The sequence below is a fragment of the Superficieibacter sp. HKU1 genome (assembly GCF_029319185.1).
Taxonomy (GTDB): domain Bacteria; phylum Pseudomonadota; class Gammaproteobacteria; order Enterobacterales; family Enterobacteriaceae; genus Superficieibacter.
This window is the reverse complement of record NZ_CP119754.1, coordinates 1,915,346-1,932,910: the sequence shown is the minus strand read 5'-3', so window position 1 is coordinate 1,932,910 and position 17,565 is coordinate 1,915,346. Positions and strand designations below refer to the sequence as shown.

Here is a 17,565-nt window from a genome sequence, read left to right as displayed (position 1 = left end):
CTGGTTTATTATCGTCTACATTCAGAAAGGTGAAATTTTGATGAAAAAACGAAATATAGCTGGTGCTCAAAATGTGGAGGTCAGTGTTAAGCTTCCTTGTGAGAAATCGCTCCAGGAGCAATTATTCATAATGGAAGAATATACGCGAGTCCATAAGGAGTCTTCTGAATACTCAATTGAGCAGCGTGAGATTAATTGCCTTAATATTATATACCCTACTTTATTCAGGAAAATAGAGCCAACAGATTTAATTGCAGGTCGATTAGATTTTCTGCCTATTGGTTTCGGATGTGTAACTTCCGTTGGAGGCGTTGGGCATTACTGCGTTTTTAATAAACTGTCAGCATTCAAAGAACAACTGAATCATCAGGAAGACAAGGATAGAGTTGATCGTTTATATGAATATTGGGAAGATCATGATGTAAAGGCGTTGTTCTGTAAAGATACGTTAACCAGCGATACGATAGGCAGATTTATTGATTGTGACTATCCGTTAATGGCTACCGCACGATTAAGTGGAATGATGCTCGATTATGATCTTTTACTCAATAATGGTATCGATGGCCTTAAGAACATCATTAATAAAAACATTATTAACGATCTGCATAATAAATTCTTGCATGCGTCGATTGATTGCTTAAATCTGTTTCAAAAAGTTATTGACTATCAGTTAGAGATAATTTCAGATCAGAAATATAGCGCCACTGAAAATCGCAAAGAACAATTACAACTCATACAAAAGAGTCTATTAACAATCAGAAGTGGAAAGCCTGAATCCTTCCACCAGGCAATACAACTGTTCTGGATTTATGCTCTGCTTGCTGGTTGCATCAACTACGGGCGCTTAGATGATGTACTGGGGCCTTATTTAAAAAATGATCTTGATGCAGGCCTTATTTCTGAACAGGACGCTTTTGACTACTTAACTTCACTATGGACATTAATTGAGAACCGACGCACTACTGTTAACGGCAGAATTATAGTGGGGGGTTATGGGCGTAAAAATCCCGAAGCGGCGGATATTTTTGCACGTATAGCGTTGCAAGTGACTAAAAAATGTAAATACGTTGAGCCACAATTTACACTGCGCATTACTAAACACACCTCTCAAGAAATTATTGACTTAGCTTACGACTGCCTTGGTGAAGGTGCAACGTATCCAACGCTTTATAATGATGAAGTTAATGTGCCCGCAGTTATGTACAGTATGCGCGTCAGCAAAGAAACAGCAGAGCAATATGTTCCATTTGGTTGCGGCGAGTTTGTTATTCAGGGACAAAGCGTCGGCACACCTAACATATTAATAAATCTTTTAAAAATTTTAAATATGACGCTCAATGGCGGCGTTGACCCATACGATAACATTAATAAAAGCGGCCCAGTAAATGTCAAAAATGTATCAGAATTTACTTCATTCGAAGATTTTTATCATCAGTATAAAGAATTATTGAACTACTATCTGGACCTGTCGGTTGATGCACAATATCACAGTTATGAAGTTATGAATAAAGAAGTTTCCTTCCTGTTCGCCAGTATATTAATGAACGATTGCATTGCGCGAGGAAAGGCGATTTTGGATGGTGGCATTCGTTATCTTGGCGGAACAAACGAAACTTACGGAAATATAAACGCCAGCGATGCTCTATACGCTATCAGAACATTAGTATTCGAGCAAAAAAAATACACGCTTGAACAGTTAAATAACGCAGCAATTCATAATTTCGAAGGTTTCGAGGACATCAGGAACGATCTGTTGAATTGTGATAAGTATGGTAACAACATCGAAGACGTAGACGACCTGGCCAATGATCTTTATGAATTCGTTGCCAAAGGTAACAGAGATCGTGGAATTAAAAAAGGAATGGATTATTTTCTCATCGTCATCAGTAATAATCAGGTTAATACTGAATGGGGAAGAACAACGACGGCATCACTTGATGGTAGACATGCAGGAGTTTTCATGAACCCGGCGAATAATCCTCAGGGTGGTGCTGATAAATCGGGACCCACAGCGCTCCTAAATTCATTAGCAAGGTTCGATGCAAAATATCATGGCGGATCGGTTCAGAACATCAAATTCACGCCAAATTTATTCAACAAAAGTAGAGATAAAATCAAGGCATTATTTAATACATACTTTAATAATGGTGGTTGTCACTTAATGGTGACCGTTGTTGATAAGGGCGTTTTAGTCGATGCGCAAAAACATCCAGAAAAATACCCTAATCTGATTGTCAGGGTTTGTGGATTTAGCGCAGTATTCGTTCATTTAGATAAAGATGTACAGGATGAATTAATTAGCCGCGTAACGTATGGAGCATAATCATTAATATGTGATTTCATCATTTGTAACAACAGGTAGGGGTTATCGAACCAGTTTATTTTATTCCACCCTACCTGGTAATGCGAAAAGTATTTTATCTATTTTCCTTGTATAGTTTTATAGCAAGGCGACATCTAAATACTCGTAGGGTGGTTATTATAAGCCATTCATTATTACAATAGTTAAGAAATGATTTATCATTGATTCAAGAAGCAGGAATTGAATAATGCAACGAGACAGAAAAAGTTGTATCTTTGATATACAAAGATTTAGCCTCCACGACGGTCCAGGGATTAGAACTACTGTTTTTTTTAAAGGGTGCCCATTACGATGTGCCTGGTGCGCAAATCCTGAGTCACAGAAATTCAAACCTGAGCCTATGTGGAAAGGTTCCAGCGTTCAACAAAATATGGCTGGTAACTACTTTTCAATACATGAGATTATGACGGAGATCTTAAAAGATAAGAAATATTATGACGAATCCAATGGTGGCGTTACGCTCTCTGGAGGAGAGGTTTTAGGTCAGTACCGTTCAGCAATTCAATTACTGGATGAATGCAAAATGAATAATATTCATACTGCTTCTGAAACTTCTGGTTACGCGCCGAATAATATATTCAAAGAATTTATATCACATATCGATTTGTTACTTATTGATGTAAAACATTATGATAACACTCTTCATAAGTCATTAACAGGAGTGGATTTCAGAAAAATCAAGAGAAATATTGAATCTGCACTAACTACAGAGAAAACTATGTTAGTCAGAATCCCGGTGATCCCTAATTTTAATGATAGCATGGACGATGCCAAGAAATTTTCAATACTTTTTAATGAGATGGGAATCAAGGAAGTTGAATTATTACCGTTTCATCAACTTGGTAAAAATAAATATAGTGCATTAAAGCGTATTTATCCTTATGCAAATGTTAAAGCGCTTCACTCAGAGGATTTATTACCTTATCAACGCGTTCTGTCTGACAATGGGATAACGTGCCTGTTGTCGTGAAGCCTGCTCATGTTGTTAAAAGCACTGTTGCCAGTCTGTAAGATCGGCTGGCATCAACCACAACAGTAGTATTTTAATTTTAACTACCGTAAACAGAATATTTTAATAAACTTGATGTGGTATAAACCGTTAACATAATTGATCAGACATCGTAAGCCCCACCATTAATCTTGCATCGATATAACAGGTTTAAAACGCCTTCCCATCGTTCTGTAGCCAACAATGGCTTGCTTCCAGTCCTTCAGTTGATAAAACTGCGCTGGCGCAAGATAGCTATGCTTTAATAACGGCCATAGCATCTCAAATTCACGCTTCCAGTCATCGACATTCATTCCAGAGAGATAATTACGAATATGGAACCATTTCACCGCTGGAAACGCGTTATGAATTTTATAGGGTTGACCTGACATAAGGCCATAGGAAATAAACTGTCCCTGTTTTTGCATCGAATTGAGTATCAGTTCAGCCAGCGGCCCTCCGACAGCATCATAAACAATATTACTCTCAGATGCGCATCTGATGACAGATGCAATATTATCTTGCTGGATCGGAATTATCCCACAATGGGCTATTGTCTGCGCGTGGATGCCTGAACGGTATATACCATATACTTTTTCCACACCGCACATCAGCGCCCACTGCCCTAATAACATTGCACAATCTGAACCTGCCGCAGTGATGAGCAGTGTTTTTCCCATCGGAGAGAAATTTCTGAGGATAAGCTGCGCTGCAAGGGGATTAATATAGGATCTGGATGCCAGTTCGCTGTTGATATCATCCGGAACCGGGATTGCCATTTCCGCAGGACAATCAACATAGCGTTGCCATGTCCCCTCTCCTCTCAGTGGTAATACTCTTTTGTTAAGCAGGTGCTTAGCCTCCCCAGGAGCCTCAATTACTACTCCAACCCCTTCATATCCTGCGACCGCAGGTAAGAGGATACGATGACGATAAGCGCCAGTAACAGGAATCAGATCGGAAGCATTTACTGGCGAAAATAGCATGTTGACACGAATATGATTTTCAGCGCGCGACGTTAACGGACTACGCTCAAGATTCAGTACGTTTTCAGGCTCGCCAAATTTTCTGAAAATAATTGCCGAATTATGCATAACTAAGATAACCGTTTTTAATTAAGCATGCTGTAAAGTTTGGAATAGTTATTTTACCTGTGTGCAGGCGATTTAAGGAGTCATTTATATCATCCGGGTCAGGAAGACCGCATTGCAGCGTTCTTCCCACCCAGCCCGGATGAATAGCCAGTATGAAAGTAAGCCTTGTCGATCCGAATACTCTGTCATATCCCTGAAGGCAAACCATCAGCCATTTACCAACACAATTTTACCCTGAATACTTCCTTGCGCCGCTCGTGCATGCGCAGCCGCTGCCTCAGCTAAAGGCCATGTGCTGTCTATTGCTATGCGAAAAGTACCGTCGTCGAGCAAATGACCTATCTCTTTCAACTGCTTACCGTTTGAACGTACCTGCGTTGAGGATACTGTGATGCCACGCTTGCGTGCTTCATCTTCCCCCACGAAACCCAACGGATTGACCAGAAAAAGCGCTCCGCCTGGCCTGATGGTGCGTAGAAAGCGATCCATCCCGGGACCACCGACCGCATCAATAACCAGATCGATGTCCTGCACGATCGACTCGGCAGCTACGCGGGTATAGTCAATAAATTCATCTGCGCCTGACGCTTTCAAAAATGTTTCATGCTTGCCGGAAGCCACGGCAATAACCTGCGCACCTTGCCATTTGGCAACCTGAACCGCCAGGTGCCCCACACCGCCTGCCGCACCGTTGACCAGTACCGTTCTGCCACTAAGCGGTACTGGCACGTGCTGGAACGACTGAAAAGGATTTGGCTCCTGATGACCGGTTGCAATCAGAAACTGCCAGACCGTCAGTAGTGACATCGGCGCACCTGCTGCCTGAACATGGTCGATATTCTGCGGTTTCAACGCCAACTCTGAAGCCGGAACGCTGACATATTCGGCGTACGTGCCGCTGCCCTTCATCAGATCCCCCGGGAAGCGCACCATAGCATAGACTTCATCCCCTGGCCTGACGTTATCTACATTATCACCTGTCGCCACAACAACCCCTGACATATCCGTGCCCGGAATCAGTAGAAAATTGGCATCGGGCCGCCACTGTGGCGGTAGAGCCCGGTAGCCGTCCCGCAGGTACAGGTCCGGTGGATTGACACCTGCGGCTTTAACATGAACAAGAACCTCACCGGCGTTTATTTTTGGCCGGGGCGCATCGGCATAACGCAGAACTTCCGGGCCACCAAACTCAACCAGCTGTATCGCTTTCATCATCTCAGTCATCGCCATCTCGTTTAACATTCATTACGTGTAGTAATGATAAGACGAAGAGATCGGGTTGATAATAGCGCTCACTTTCGCTTTACTAATGCCATGAAGGAACAAATCGGCTTTGAAAGACTGACCGGATTGATCGCTTTTGCTCGCGCTGGCTCGCTGGGCAGCTATACCGCTGCGGCGCGTTCACTCTCGGTCTCCCCTTCGGCCATCAGCAAAAGTATCCAGCGGCTTGAACGGCAGCTTGGCGTTTCGCTCTTTACGCGTACAACGCGATCCCTGACCTTTACGACTGAAGGCCGCGATCTGCATGAGCGTGCCCTTAAATTGCTGCGTGACGCTGAGGAAATCGGCCAGATAGCAAAATCTGCTCGTGCTGAACCGGCTGGTGCGTTAAAGATTGCAGCGTCGCTACCAATCGGACTTTATCTATTAACGCCAGTAATAACCCAGTTTCGCCAACACTACCCTGACGTCACAATCGACCTGCGGCTGAGCGACCATATAGTCAGCCTGGCAGAGGACGGTCTCGACCTTGCCGTCAGAATCGGCGATCTCCCGGACTCAGCACTTCTGTCGCGCCGTCTGGCACCCTGGCAGCTCTGTTGTTATGCGTCGCCAGACTATCTGGCCCGAAAAGGCATTCCCCATCAGCCGGATGATCTGATAAATCACGACACGGTTAACTTACGCTACCAAAGTACAGGTCAGCTGTTTCGCTGGCCATTCAGCGTCGGCGAAAAAGAAATCGACATACTCCCGCCATCCTCTATCGTCGTTGATACCAGTGAAGCCGTGATAGCGATGGTGGCGGCGGGTGCGGGCATTGGAATGGCAGCAAGTTTTATGGCAGCCCCGTTGATCGCGCGCAAGGCCCTGATCCCGGTACTGCTGGATTTCGCCGTAGAACGTCATAACATCACTGTCATCTGGCCCGAAAGTCGTCGGACTAACCCTACAGTACGCGCTTTTCTGGATAAGCTGATTGAAGGGTGTTAATCAGCTTCTGAATATGAGTGTTTTGTTTTCCTCTTTTTTGACAATGCTGTTTTCCACCTTTTCATGTCAGCTTTTTATATAAGAAAACATTGCAATAAAATTATCCCAAAAAAACATAATCTATCTTCCAGCGACACAGTTAATACACTGATGTGCGAACATAACCAATATTAACGTTATAAACAACAAAGCCCGGTTTCCCGGGCTTTGCACACAGAATAAATATCAATAGTAGGCTTGCAGCGTGCGCTGACAGAGCACAGAGCGCACGCAGTCGTCCGTCGTAAAACGCACCACGCCAATCATTTCATCTTCTTCAAAACGTGCCAGCGCATCGCTCAACCCTGATTTTACATGCGACGGCAGGTCGCACTGGGTGATATCGCCGTTAACGATGACCGTCACGTTCTCCCCGAGGCGCGTTAAAAACATCTTCATTTGCGCAGCGGTCACGTTCTGAGCCTCGTCAAGAATAACGACCGCATTTTCAAATGTACGTCCGCGCATATAGGCGAACGGCGCGATTTCTACCTTGCCGATCTCCGGGCGCAGGCAGTACTGCATAAAAGAAGCCCCCAGTCGTTTGACCAGCACGTCGTAGACCGGACGAAAATAAGGTGCGAACTTCTCGGAAATATCTCCGGGTAAGAAGCCGAGATCTTCGTCGGCTTGCAGGACCGGACGTGTGACAATGATCCGCTCCACATCCTTATGAATCAGAGCCTCAGCCGCTTTAGCCGCGCTGATCCAGGTTTTACCGCAACCTGCCTCACCGGTAGCAAAAATAAGCTGTTTGGTCTCGATAGCATTCAGGTAGTGCGCCTGAGCTTCATTACGCGCCTCAATCGGTGAGTTATCCCGGCAATCCCGCGCCATACCGATTGATTCTACGCCGCTCATCTGGACAAGCGAGGTGACCGATTCTTCTTCACGCTGTTTATGACTACGCGAATCCCGTCTCAGCACACGTTTCGCTTCACGACGAGCTTTGATCACTGCTTTTTGTCTTCCCATGGATAGCACCTTGAGTTGTTAATTAACATCCACACGCTACGATCGGCGCGATTATGTACAAAAACATCTGAGGTTTGGCTTCCTTGTAAGCCATGACTTGCGTTTTAACGGACGTGAACATACGGCCAACTGCGTCATACGCTCCGTCGGTAAACTCGTTAGCTGCCCTTGATGGGGAAAATAAGGTGGTAAAGAAGGGGGTGACGAAGGCGCTGCCTCCACTGATGCAGGGATAGATTATCGATGCTGAATGTCCAGTGCCGGACGCTACCATTCACGATCTCCCGTTGCAGCGACATCCTGTCGTGGTTTCCCGTTCCTATAAGAAGTAAAACAAATCTTTCCAAAATTGCAACATTATCTTTACTTAAAAATAACAAAAACGGTTAACTTTTTGTTTGCACAAGCCTCTTATATTTATATTACAGAAATATAACAATGACCGGGAAAGAGGAAAAAATTATGATCTGACGAGCATAACGCCCGTCAGATCGTAGAATTTAAGCTTCCAGTAACGCCTGGCCGAGATAACTTTCCGCATTTTGTACGCCTGGCAGAACGAAGAAAAAGCCGCCGCCGACCGGCTTGATGTACTCTTCCAGCGCTTCCCCGTTGAGCCGCTTCTGCACTGTCAGAAAACCCTTTTCCAGATCGTGCTGATAACAGACGAAAAGCAGGCCCATATCCAGCTGACCAGAATGAGTGACGCCGAGCGAGTAACTGTAGCCGCGTCGCATCATCAGGCTGGACTGGGTTTGTGGCGTGCGCGGGTTTGCCAGCCGGATATGGCTATCCAGCGCAATCACTTCGCCGTCCGGGTCCTGCGCATAATCAGGCGTATCATGCTCCTTCTGCATGCCCAGCGGTGCGCCGGTGGCTTTGTCACGGCCAAATATAGTCTGCTGCTCTTTCAACGGCGTGCGGTCCCAGAATTCAACGTGAAACTGAATGATCCGTACCGCCTGGTAGCTACCGCCTGTGGTCCACGCTGGTTCGCCCTGCTCCGCCGTCACCCAGACCACCTCATCCATTAACGCGTTATCCTGACTGTCCGGGTTAGCGGTGCCGTCTTTAAACCCCAGCAGATTAATCGGCGTCTCTTTACCCTTGCTGCGCGCGGCGTGATCGGAAATAAAGCCCTCCCGTTTCCAGCGCACGCTTAATAAATCCGGCGTGTGTTTGATGATATCGCGCAGCGCATGGATCACCGTGTCCTGAGTATTGGCGCAGATTTGCAGCAGCAGATCGCCATGGCATAACGCAGCATCCAGCGAATCATTGGGAAAGCGGGTCATCTTTTGCAGCTTTTTCGGTGCCTGTGGCGCCAGACCGAAGCGGTCGTCAAATAGCGACTGGCCCAGCGACAGCGTCATCGTCAGGTTATCCGGCGCGATGAATTTACCGAGGATGCCGGAGTCGGTCGGCGGTAGCCGGGGGTTAGGCGTCTGTGGCGCAGGTCCTCCCGCGGTCAGAAAAGCAAACCGCCGGGTAAGCAGGCGCAACAGACGTTCCAGTTCGGCTTTATCGCTCGCCAGTACATCAAACGCCACCAGCATCATCGCCGCCTGTTGCGCGGTGAGGATGCCTGCCTGATGAGGGCCATAAAACGGCTGCGTCTCCATTCGCGCTTCCGGGGATAGCGTGCCCGGCGCGCTTTGCGGTTTCGCCGCGTGAGCAACCGGACAGCCCCCACCAATGGCCAGCGCGCCACCCAGCGCGCCGATATGCTTCAGTAAACGACGGAGCGACGGTTCATCGACGCCGGAGGGATCGTAATCAGACATCGCGCTTAGTCCAGCCCCAGGATACCGCGCAGTTGTGCCAAATCTTCCGCCAGCGTGGTGATCGGCCCTTTCAGCGCATTGCGATCGGCATCAGTCAGTTTGTCATAGGTTTCAAACCCATCTTTGGTACGGTATTTGGCAAGGATGCCATCCACTTTTTTGAAGTTGGCATCTACCTTCGCCAGCAGGGCCGCATTCTCCTTCTGCAGCTGCGGTCGCAGCAGATCGACAATTTTCTGCGCACCGTCGATATTGGCCTGGAAATCCCACAGGTCGGTGTGGCTGTAGCGATCTTCTTCACCGCTGATTTTGCTTGAAGCCACTTCTTCAATCAGCCCAGCCGCACCGCCCACCACTTTTGACGGCGGGAAAGCCAGTTCTTCGATGCGTTTCTGGAGATCAACCACATCGGCATAAAGTCCGTCGGCGTAGCCATCCATATTTTTGGTGCTGTTATCGCCAAACAGCGCCTTTTCCAGCCGGTGAAAACCGGTGAATTTAGGATCGGCGGCTTTTTGTTCATAGTCGTCTTCGCGGGCGTCAATCGCGCCATCAAGATCGGAGAACAGCTCGGCAATGGGCTCGATGCGCTCGTAATGCTGGCGGGTCGGCGCATATAGCGCTTTCGCTTTCTCAATATCACCGGCTTTAACCGCATCGGTAAAGGCTTTAGTGCCTTTCACCAGCGCCGACGTCTCCGCCGTCACATAAGCTTTATACTCAGTGATAGCGCCGCTCAGGGAAAGTAACGCGTTGCCTTTGTCAGCATCTGCCGTGGCCGCACCGGTCACCGTGAGCTTACCTTTCGGGTTGGTCAACAGACCGCAGGTCATGTCATATTCGCCCGGCTGGAGGTTGGCGGTCATTTTCTGGGTAAAGCCCGGCGCAATATTCTCCCTTTCCTCAACCACCATCACTCCTTTGAGGATCTCCCACTCCAGCGCTTTCTGACTGTGGTTCTGAATAATAAACTGCGTTTTTCCCGCTTTCACCGTCAGGTTCATCGGCTCGCACTGTTTATCGGTGACGGTCACTTTTACCTGCGGCACATCGGCAGCCTGTACGGCAAAGACGGAAGTAAACAGGGCTGCGAGGCTGAGTTGCAGGGCACTACGGCTAACGTCGAGGGTCATAGCACATCCTTTGATAAGTATGTTGTAACTAATATAATCATTGTACGAATCAGGGCGCAGGCGTACTGGACGCCACGGCAGCGCGCGGCGGCCAGAGAAACAGCGCCAGCGCCGGAACAAGATAGATAAAGTAGACCGCCACTTCGCTGACGCTCGGTGCCTCCTGGTAGCCAAAAATGCCTTCCAGCAGGGTGCCAAACAGCGAATGCGTCGACAGTACGTTACTTAAATCAAACGCCACGTCCTGAAACTGATTCCACAGCCCGGCCTCGTGGAAGGCGCGGATAGCGCCCGCCGCCAGGCCTGCCGCGACCAGCAAAATAAACAAACTGGTCCACTTAAAGAACGCGCCGAGGTTGAGGCGAATGCCGCCCCAGTACAGCAGAAAACCCAGCACAACGGCGGTGGTTAACCCCAGCACCGCGCCCAGCGGCGGCCAGATCCCCAGATCCTGCTGAAAGGCTGCCAGCAGGAAGAACACCGATTCCAGCCCTTCCCGCGCCACGGCGAAGAAAACCATCAGGATCAGCGCCCAGCCGTGGTGGTTGCCATTATGTAGCGCCCTGTCGACCGCCTGCTCCAGCTGCTGCTTAACGTTGCGCGACACTTTGCGCATCCAGAACACCATCCAGGTAAGGATGACCACCGCCACTACGGCCACCAGACCTTCAAACAGCTCCTGCTCTTTTTGCGGAAATTCGCCGGTGGTTTCGTTGATGAAAATGCCAAGCCCGAGGCACAGCCCCGCTGCCAGCACCACCCCAACCCACATAACGCCAATCCAGCGTCCCCGCTGGGTTCGCTTCAGGTAGCTGGCAATCAGGCTAACAATCAGCGCCGCTTCCAGCCCTTCGCGTAACATGATGAGAAATGGAACAAACATCGGCGTGCCCTATATCAATTAAGGTCAATAGCTGAAAAGAAACGTAAATAACATTGATAGTGATTATCATTACGGATGGAAGAAAAACAAGCGAAATCTTGTTAAGCGGCGGGAAAAATTGATGTGTGAGTTAATAGTAACGCGGGTTACGAAATAAATATTAGCGATAAAAAAGGCGGGTATGACCCCGCCTCATCAGTACATTCTGAGGGAAATTACTCCGCTACGCGTGCAGGCGGTGCGCTGTTATAGTGCGCATCCGCTTCGGCGAAGCGTTGTTGCATCGCGGCCGACGGCGCTTTGCCCAGCAGGCTAAATACCACAATGCCGATACTGCCGAAAATGAAACCGGGGATGATTTCATACAGGCCGAACCAGGCGAACTGTTTCCAGACGATCACCGTCACGGCACCGATAATCATCCCGGCCAGCGCGCCGTTGCGGGTCATACGCGACCACAGCACGGAGAACAGGATCACGGGCCCGAACGCGGCACCGAAGCCTGCCCAGGCGTAGCTCACCAGGCCCAGCACGCGGTTTTCCGGGTTAGCCGCCAGCGCGACGGCAACCAGCGCCACCACCAGCACCATCATCCGTCCGACCCACACCAGCTCTTTCTGGCTGGCGCCTTTGCGCAGAAACGCCTTATAGAGATCTTCGGTAATCGCGCTGGAGCACACCAGCAGCTGACAGCTTAATGTGGACATTACCGCGGCCAGGATCGCCGACAGCAGCACCCCGGCAATCCACGGATTAAACAGGATCTGCGCCAGTTCGATAAACACACGTTCGGCGTTCTGATTCACCGCGCCTGCCAGCGACGGGTTGTTGGTAAAGTAGGCGATGCCGTAGAAACCAACCGCCACCGCCCCGGCCAGGCAGAGGATCATCCAGGTCATGCTGATACGGCGGGCGTGAACGATGGTGTGATGAGAATCCGCCGCCATAAAACGCGCCAGAATATGCGGCTGGCCAAAATAGCCCAGACCCCAGCCCATCAGAGAAATGATAGCGACCACGTCCAGTCCCTTCAGCATATCCACGTTTTCCACGCTTTTTTGCCGGATAACCGCCAGTGACTCGTCAAAACCGCCGACGGACATGACGACCATCACTGGCGTCAGGATCAGGGCGAAAATCATCAGGCTGGCCTGCACGGTATCGGTCCAGCTGACCGCCAGGAAGCCGCCGATGAAGGTATAAATAATCGTCGCCGCCGCGCCTGCCCAGAGGGCGGTTTCGTAGCTCATGCCAAAGGTGCTTTCAAACAAACGGGCACCGGCCACGATGCCCGATGCGCAGTAGATGGTGAAGAAAAGCAGGATCACCAGCGCCGAGATAATCCGCAGAAGACGGCTGCCGTCTTCAAAACGCCCGGTGAAATAATCCGGTAAGGTCAGCGCGTTATTATTCACCTCGGTATGCACCCGCAGGCGTCCGGCTACCAGCTTCCAGTTGATCCACGCGCCGAGCGTCAGGCCGATAGCGATCCAGCTTTCAGAGATCCCGGAAATGAAAATTGCGCCTGGCAATCCCATTAACAGCCAGCCGCTCATATCAGATGCGCCAGCGGAGAGCGCCGTGACCAGCGCGCCCATTCGTCGCCCGCCGAGAATGTAATCGCCAAAGTTTTTTGTCGAGCGCCAGGCAAAAAAGCCAATCAATATCATGCCAAAAATATAAATAAGGAATGTCACCAGCATTGGGGTGCTCATAGCCATTAACCATCTCCAGAGTGTTTTATCTGTTATTGCGCCACCGGAACGGGGTGGCAATATGCTGTCATCATCAGGCGACCGTATCCTGCCGTAACCTTTTGCTATTCACAAATGGTTTAACACAGCATTCACATCATTTTTCGTTAAGTACAAATATGATTTTCGTTTAGGTTGCACTCGCTCACGTTTTTACGGGTTGCACCCTGAGAAAGTGTTAACCAACGCAAGGTATCAGCGCTCATGATCCCCTCTGCCCGGCAAAAACGGATAACTTTTAATTAACATTTAAGCGAATTTCAGCCTTGTTAGCGCCGTCACATTTAACATGGTTGCACAAAGTTGCAACATGCCCGATAGTCTTTTGCCATAACACACAGAACATCAGGAGTAATGCATGGGGACGACCACCATGGGGGTCAAACTTGACGACGCCACGCGCGAGCGGATTAAAGCGGCGGCAAATCGTATTGATCGCACGCCGCACTGGCTTATCAAGCAGGCGATTTTTAATTATCTGGAGCAGCTGGAAAGCAATGCGCCCATTGCAGAGATCCCTGCCCTGCCGGGCAATACCGCTGAACACGAGGAGAACGTCGCCCCGGTTGAAGAGATCCACCAGCCTTTTCTCGACTTTGCCGAGCAGATCCTGCCGCAGTCGGTAAACCGCGCCGCCATTACCGCCGCCTATCGCCGACCCGAGACCGATGCGGTCCCGATGCTGCTGGAACAGGCGCGTCTGCCGCAGGCGATTGATGAGCAGTCTCACAAGCTGGCCTACCGGCTGGCGCAATCGTTGCGTCAGCAAAAAAACGCCAGCGGCCGTGCGGGCATGGTTCAGGGATTGTTACAGGAGTTTTCCCTCTCTTCGCAGGAAGGCGTGGCGCTGATGTGTCTCGCCGAGGCGCTGCTGCGTATTCCGGATAAAGCCACGCGCGATGCGCTGATCCGCGATAAAATCAGCAACGGCAACTGGCAGTCGCACATTGGCCGCAGCCCGTCGCTGTTTGTTAACGCCGCCACCTGGGGGCTGTTATTTACCGGACGGCTGGTCTCAACCCATAACGAATCTCATCTTTCGCACTCGCTTAACCGCATCATCGGTAAAAGCGGCGAGCCGCTGATCCGTAAGGGCGTGGATATGGCGATGCGTCTGATGGGCGAGCAGTTTGTAACAGGGGAAACTATTTCCGCTGCGCTGGCCAACGCCCGTAAGCTGGAAGAAAAAGGCTTCCGCTACTCTTACGATATGCTGGGCGAAGCGGCGCTTACCGCGGCGGATGCTGACGCTTATATGATCTCTTACCAGCAGGCAATCCACGCCATCGGCAAAGCCTCCAACGGCCGCGGCATCTATGAAGGTCCGGGGATCTCCATCAAGCTCTCCGCGCTGCATCCCCGCTACAGCCGCGCGCAGTATGACCGCGTGCTGGAAGAACTTTATCCACGGCTGAAGTCGCTGACGCTGCTGGCCCGCCAGTATGATATCGGTATCAACATTGATGCCGAAGAGGCAGATCGTCTGGAAATCTCCCTCGATCTGCTGGAAAAACTCTGCTTCGAGCCAGAGCTGGAAGGCTGGCACGGCATTGGATTTGTGATTCAGGCGTATATGAAGCGCTGCCCGTTCGTCATTGATTACCTGATCGACCTGGCAACCCGCAGCCGCCGCCGGCTGATGATCCGCCTGGTGAAAGGCGCCTACTGGGACAGCGAAATCAAACGCGCGCAGATGGAGGGGCTGGAGGGGTATCCCGTTTATACCCGCAAGGTTTATACCGATGTCTCCTACCTTGCCTGCGCCAAAAAACTGCTGGCGGTGCCCAATCTGATTTACCCGCAGTTCGCGACACACAACGCGCATACGCTGGCGGCGATTTATCATCTTGCCGGGCAAAACTACTATCCGGGGCAATATGAATTTCAGTGCCTGCACGGGATGGGCGAACCGCTGTACGATCAGGTGGTCGGGAAAATCGCCGACGGCAAACTGAACCGTCCGTGCCGCATCTATGCGCCAGTCGGCACGCATGAAACGCTGCTGGCCTACCTGGTGCGCCGCCTTCTTGAAAACGGTGCCAATACCTCTTTCGTTAACCGCATCGCCGACGGCACCCTGCCGCTCGACGAACTGGTGGCGAACCCGGTTACCGCGGTCGAGCAACTGGCGGTTAAAGAGGGTGAAATCGGCCTGCCGCATCCGAAAATCCCGCTGCCGCGCGATCTGTACGGCGCGGGACGTCTTAACTCCGCCGGGCTGGATTTATCGAACGAGCACCGCCTGGCGTCGCTCTCCTCGGCGTTACTGAATAGTGCGGCGCAAAAATGGCTGGCGCTGCCGGTGCTGGCTGAGGCCGCAGAAGAAGGTGAAATGACCCCGCTGGTCAACCCTGCCGAACCGGGAGATATTGTCGGCTTTGTCCGTGAAGCCAGCGAGGCGGAAGTCGATCGGGCGCTGGTCAGTGCGGTTAATCAGGGGCCGATCTGGTTCGCCACCCCACCGCAGGAGCGCGCGGCGATCCTGCAACGGGCCGCCGTGCTGATGGAAGACCGGATGCAAACGCTGATCGGCATTCTGGTGCGCGAAGCCGGGAAAACCTTCAGTAATGCGATTGCGGAAGTGCGCGAAGCCGTAGATTTCCTGCACTACTATGCCGCTCAGGTGCGCGATGATTTTGATAACGAAACGCATCGCCCGCTGGGTCCGGTAGTCTGTATCAGCCCGTGGAACTTCCCGCTGGCGATCTTCACCGGGCAAATCGCTGCGGCACTGGCGGCGGGTAACAGCGTACTGGCAAAACCGGCCGAGCAAACGCCGCTCATCGCCGCGCAGGGCGTGGCAATCCTGCTGGAAGCGGGCGTCCCCCCCGGCGTCATTCAGTTGCTGCCGGGACGTGGAGAGACCGTGGGTGCAAGACTCACCGCTGATGAACGCGTACGCGGGGTGATGTTTACCGGATCCACTGACGTTGCCAGCCTGTTGCAGCGTAGCGTTGCCACACGCCTGGACGCGCAGGGCCGTCCGACCCCGCTCATCGCGGAAACGGGTGGGCTTAATGCGATGATTGTTGATTCCTCGGCGCTGACGGAACAGGTGGTTGTCGACGTACTGGCCTCGGCGTTTGACAGCGCCGGTCAGCGTTGCTCCGCGCTGCGCGTGCTGTGTATCCAGGAAGACGCCGCCGATCATACGTTAACCATGCTGCGCGGCGCGATGGCCGAGTGCCGGATGGGGAATCCGGGACGTCTCAGCACCGATATCGGCCCGGTTATTGATGCCGACGCGAAGGCGAATATTGAACGTCATATTCAGGAAATGCGTGCGAAAGGACGTAGCGTATTCCAGGCCGCACGCGAGGTGGGTGATGACAGCCGCGAGTGGCGAAGCGGCACCTTTATTCCGCCGACGCTGATCGAACTCGACAGCGTGGATGAGATTAAAAAAGAGATCTTTGGCCCGGTCCTGCATGTGGTGCGCTACTCTCGTCGTGAACTCCCGCAGCTGCTTGAGCAGATCAACGCCGCAGGCTATGGCCTGACGCTGGGTGTCCATACGCGTATTGATGAGACCATTGCTCAGGTGACCGGCAGCGCGAAAGTCGGCAATCTGTACGTCAACCGCAATATGGTGGGCGCAGTGGTGGGGGTACAACCGTTCGGCGGTGAAGGGTTATCCGGTACCGGACCGAAAGCTGGTGGCCCGCTTTATCTCTATCGTCTGCTGGCAAGCCGCCCGCAGAACGCGCCAGCCATCACCCTTGCCCGTCAGGATGGTGAACGCCCGGCAGATGCCCAGCTGAGGAATTTGCTGACGCAGCCGCTGACGGCGTTAATGTCGTGGGCCGCGGACCGCCCTGCGCTACAGGCGTTGTGCCAGCGTTTTGGCGAGCAGGCGCAGACCGGCACGCAGCGTCTGCTGCCCGGTCCGACCGGGGAGCGCAACAGCTGGACGCTGATGCCGCGCGAAACGGTGGTTTGTCTGGCAGATACTGAAGACGATGCGCTGACCCAGCTGGCGGCCGTTCTGGCAACCGGCGGCCGCGTTCTGTGGCCGGAGGAAGCGCTGCATCGCAACCTCCATCAGCAACTACCCGCCGGGGTACAGGCGCGTATCGGATTTATTAACGCCCGGGCGCTAACCGCGGAGGCATTTGATGCGGTTATTTTCCATGGTGATTCCGATAAACTCCGCGAGCTGTGCGGCGATATCGCTGAACGCGAAGGCGCGATCGTTCCGGTGCTCGGCTTTGCCCGCGGCGAGACCGACCTGCCGCTGGAGCGTCTCTACCTTGAGCGATCGCTGAGTATTAACACCGCTGCCGCGGGCGGCAACGCCAGCCTGATGACAATCGGTTAAACACTCGTTACTCTGTCA

General features: G+C 51.4%; 11 protein-coding genes. 4 read left to right on the top strand and 7 right to left on the bottom strand.

What is annotated here, in order from left to right; translation table 11 throughout:
* Positions 1-40 precede the first annotated feature (40 nt).
* Positions 41-2,323 (top strand): pyruvate formate lyase family protein, encoded by a 2,283-nt coding sequence (locus P0H77_RS09140; protein ID WP_276164570.1) that lies wholly within the window; start codon positions 41-43, stop codon positions 2,321-2,323.
* A gap of 226 nt (positions 2,324-2,549) precedes the next feature.
* Positions 2,550-3,332 (top strand): glycyl-radical enzyme activating protein, encoded by a 783-nt coding sequence (locus P0H77_RS09135; RefSeq protein ID WP_276164569.1) that lies wholly within the window; start codon positions 2,550-2,552, stop codon positions 3,330-3,332.
* A 164-nt stretch (positions 3,333-3,496) separates the two neighbouring features.
* Here P0H77_RS09135 and P0H77_RS09130 read toward each other — a convergent pair whose 3' ends face one another.
* Both P0H77_RS09130 and P0H77_RS09125 read right to left on the bottom strand, forming a co-directional pair.
* On the bottom strand, positions 3,497-4,444 hold the full coding sequence (locus tag P0H77_RS09130) for a zinc-dependent alcohol dehydrogenase family protein (protein WP_276164568.1): 948 nt from the start codon (positions 4,442-4,444) through the stop codon (positions 3,497-3,499).
* Positions 4,445-4,651: 207 nt separating this feature from the next.
* A complete protein-coding gene (locus tag P0H77_RS09125) occupies positions 4,652-5,668 on the bottom strand; it encodes an NADP-dependent oxidoreductase (RefSeq protein ID WP_276164567.1) in 1,017 nt (338 codons plus the stop codon).
* 90 nt (positions 5,669-5,758) lie between these two features.
* Between P0H77_RS09125 and P0H77_RS09120 the strand changes: the two genes are divergently transcribed.
* The gene (locus P0H77_RS09120; RefSeq protein ID WP_276165085.1) at positions 5,759-6,661 is read left to right on the top strand and encodes a LysR family transcriptional regulator; all 903 of its coding nucleotides are present in this window, start codon (positions 5,759-5,761) and stop codon (positions 6,659-6,661) included.
* A 225-nt stretch (positions 6,662-6,886) separates the two neighbouring features.
* On the opposite strand, the gene phoH is transcribed toward P0H77_RS09120, so the two are convergent.
* The 5 genes from phoH to putP all read right to left on the bottom strand — a co-directional run bounded on the left by phoH (position 6,887) and on the right by putP (position 13,196).
* Entirely contained in the window at positions 6,887-7,675 is a 789-nt protein-coding gene (gene phoH, locus P0H77_RS09115; protein ID WP_176920739.1) for a phosphate starvation-inducible protein PhoH, read from the bottom strand.
* Between the two features lie 500 nt (positions 7,676-8,175).
* Positions 8,176-9,459 (bottom strand): iron uptake transporter deferrochelatase/peroxidase subunit, encoded by a 1,284-nt coding sequence (gene efeB / locus P0H77_RS09110; protein WP_276164566.1) that lies wholly within the window; start codon positions 9,457-9,459, stop codon positions 8,176-8,178.
* Positions 9,460-9,464: 5 nt separating this feature from the next.
* Positions 9,465-10,592, bottom strand: a complete 1,128-nt coding sequence (gene efeO, locus P0H77_RS09105) for an iron uptake system protein EfeO (RefSeq protein WP_276164565.1) — start codon at positions 10,590-10,592, stop codon at positions 9,465-9,467.
* A 49-nt stretch (positions 10,593-10,641) separates the two neighbouring features.
* Complete coding sequence (gene efeU, locus P0H77_RS09100) at positions 10,642-11,475, bottom strand: iron uptake transporter permease EfeU (protein ID WP_276164564.1); 834 nt, start codon at positions 11,473-11,475, stop codon at positions 10,642-10,644.
* Positions 11,476-11,690: 215 nt separating this feature from the next.
* Positions 11,691-13,196: a sodium/proline symporter PutP gene (putP, locus tag P0H77_RS09095; protein WP_276164563.1), complete on the bottom strand. Its 1,506-nt coding sequence runs from the start codon at positions 13,194-13,196 to the stop codon at positions 11,691-11,693.
* A 391-nt stretch (positions 13,197-13,587) separates the two neighbouring features.
* On the opposite strand from putP, the gene putA reads away from it, so the two are divergent.
* Positions 13,588-17,547, top strand: coding sequence for a trifunctional transcriptional regulator/proline dehydrogenase/L-glutamate gamma-semialdehyde dehydrogenase (putA, locus tag P0H77_RS09090; protein ID WP_276164562.1), 3,960 nt, complete (start codon positions 13,588-13,590; stop codon positions 17,545-17,547).
* The last annotated feature ends 18 nt before the right edge of the window (positions 17,548-17,565 follow it).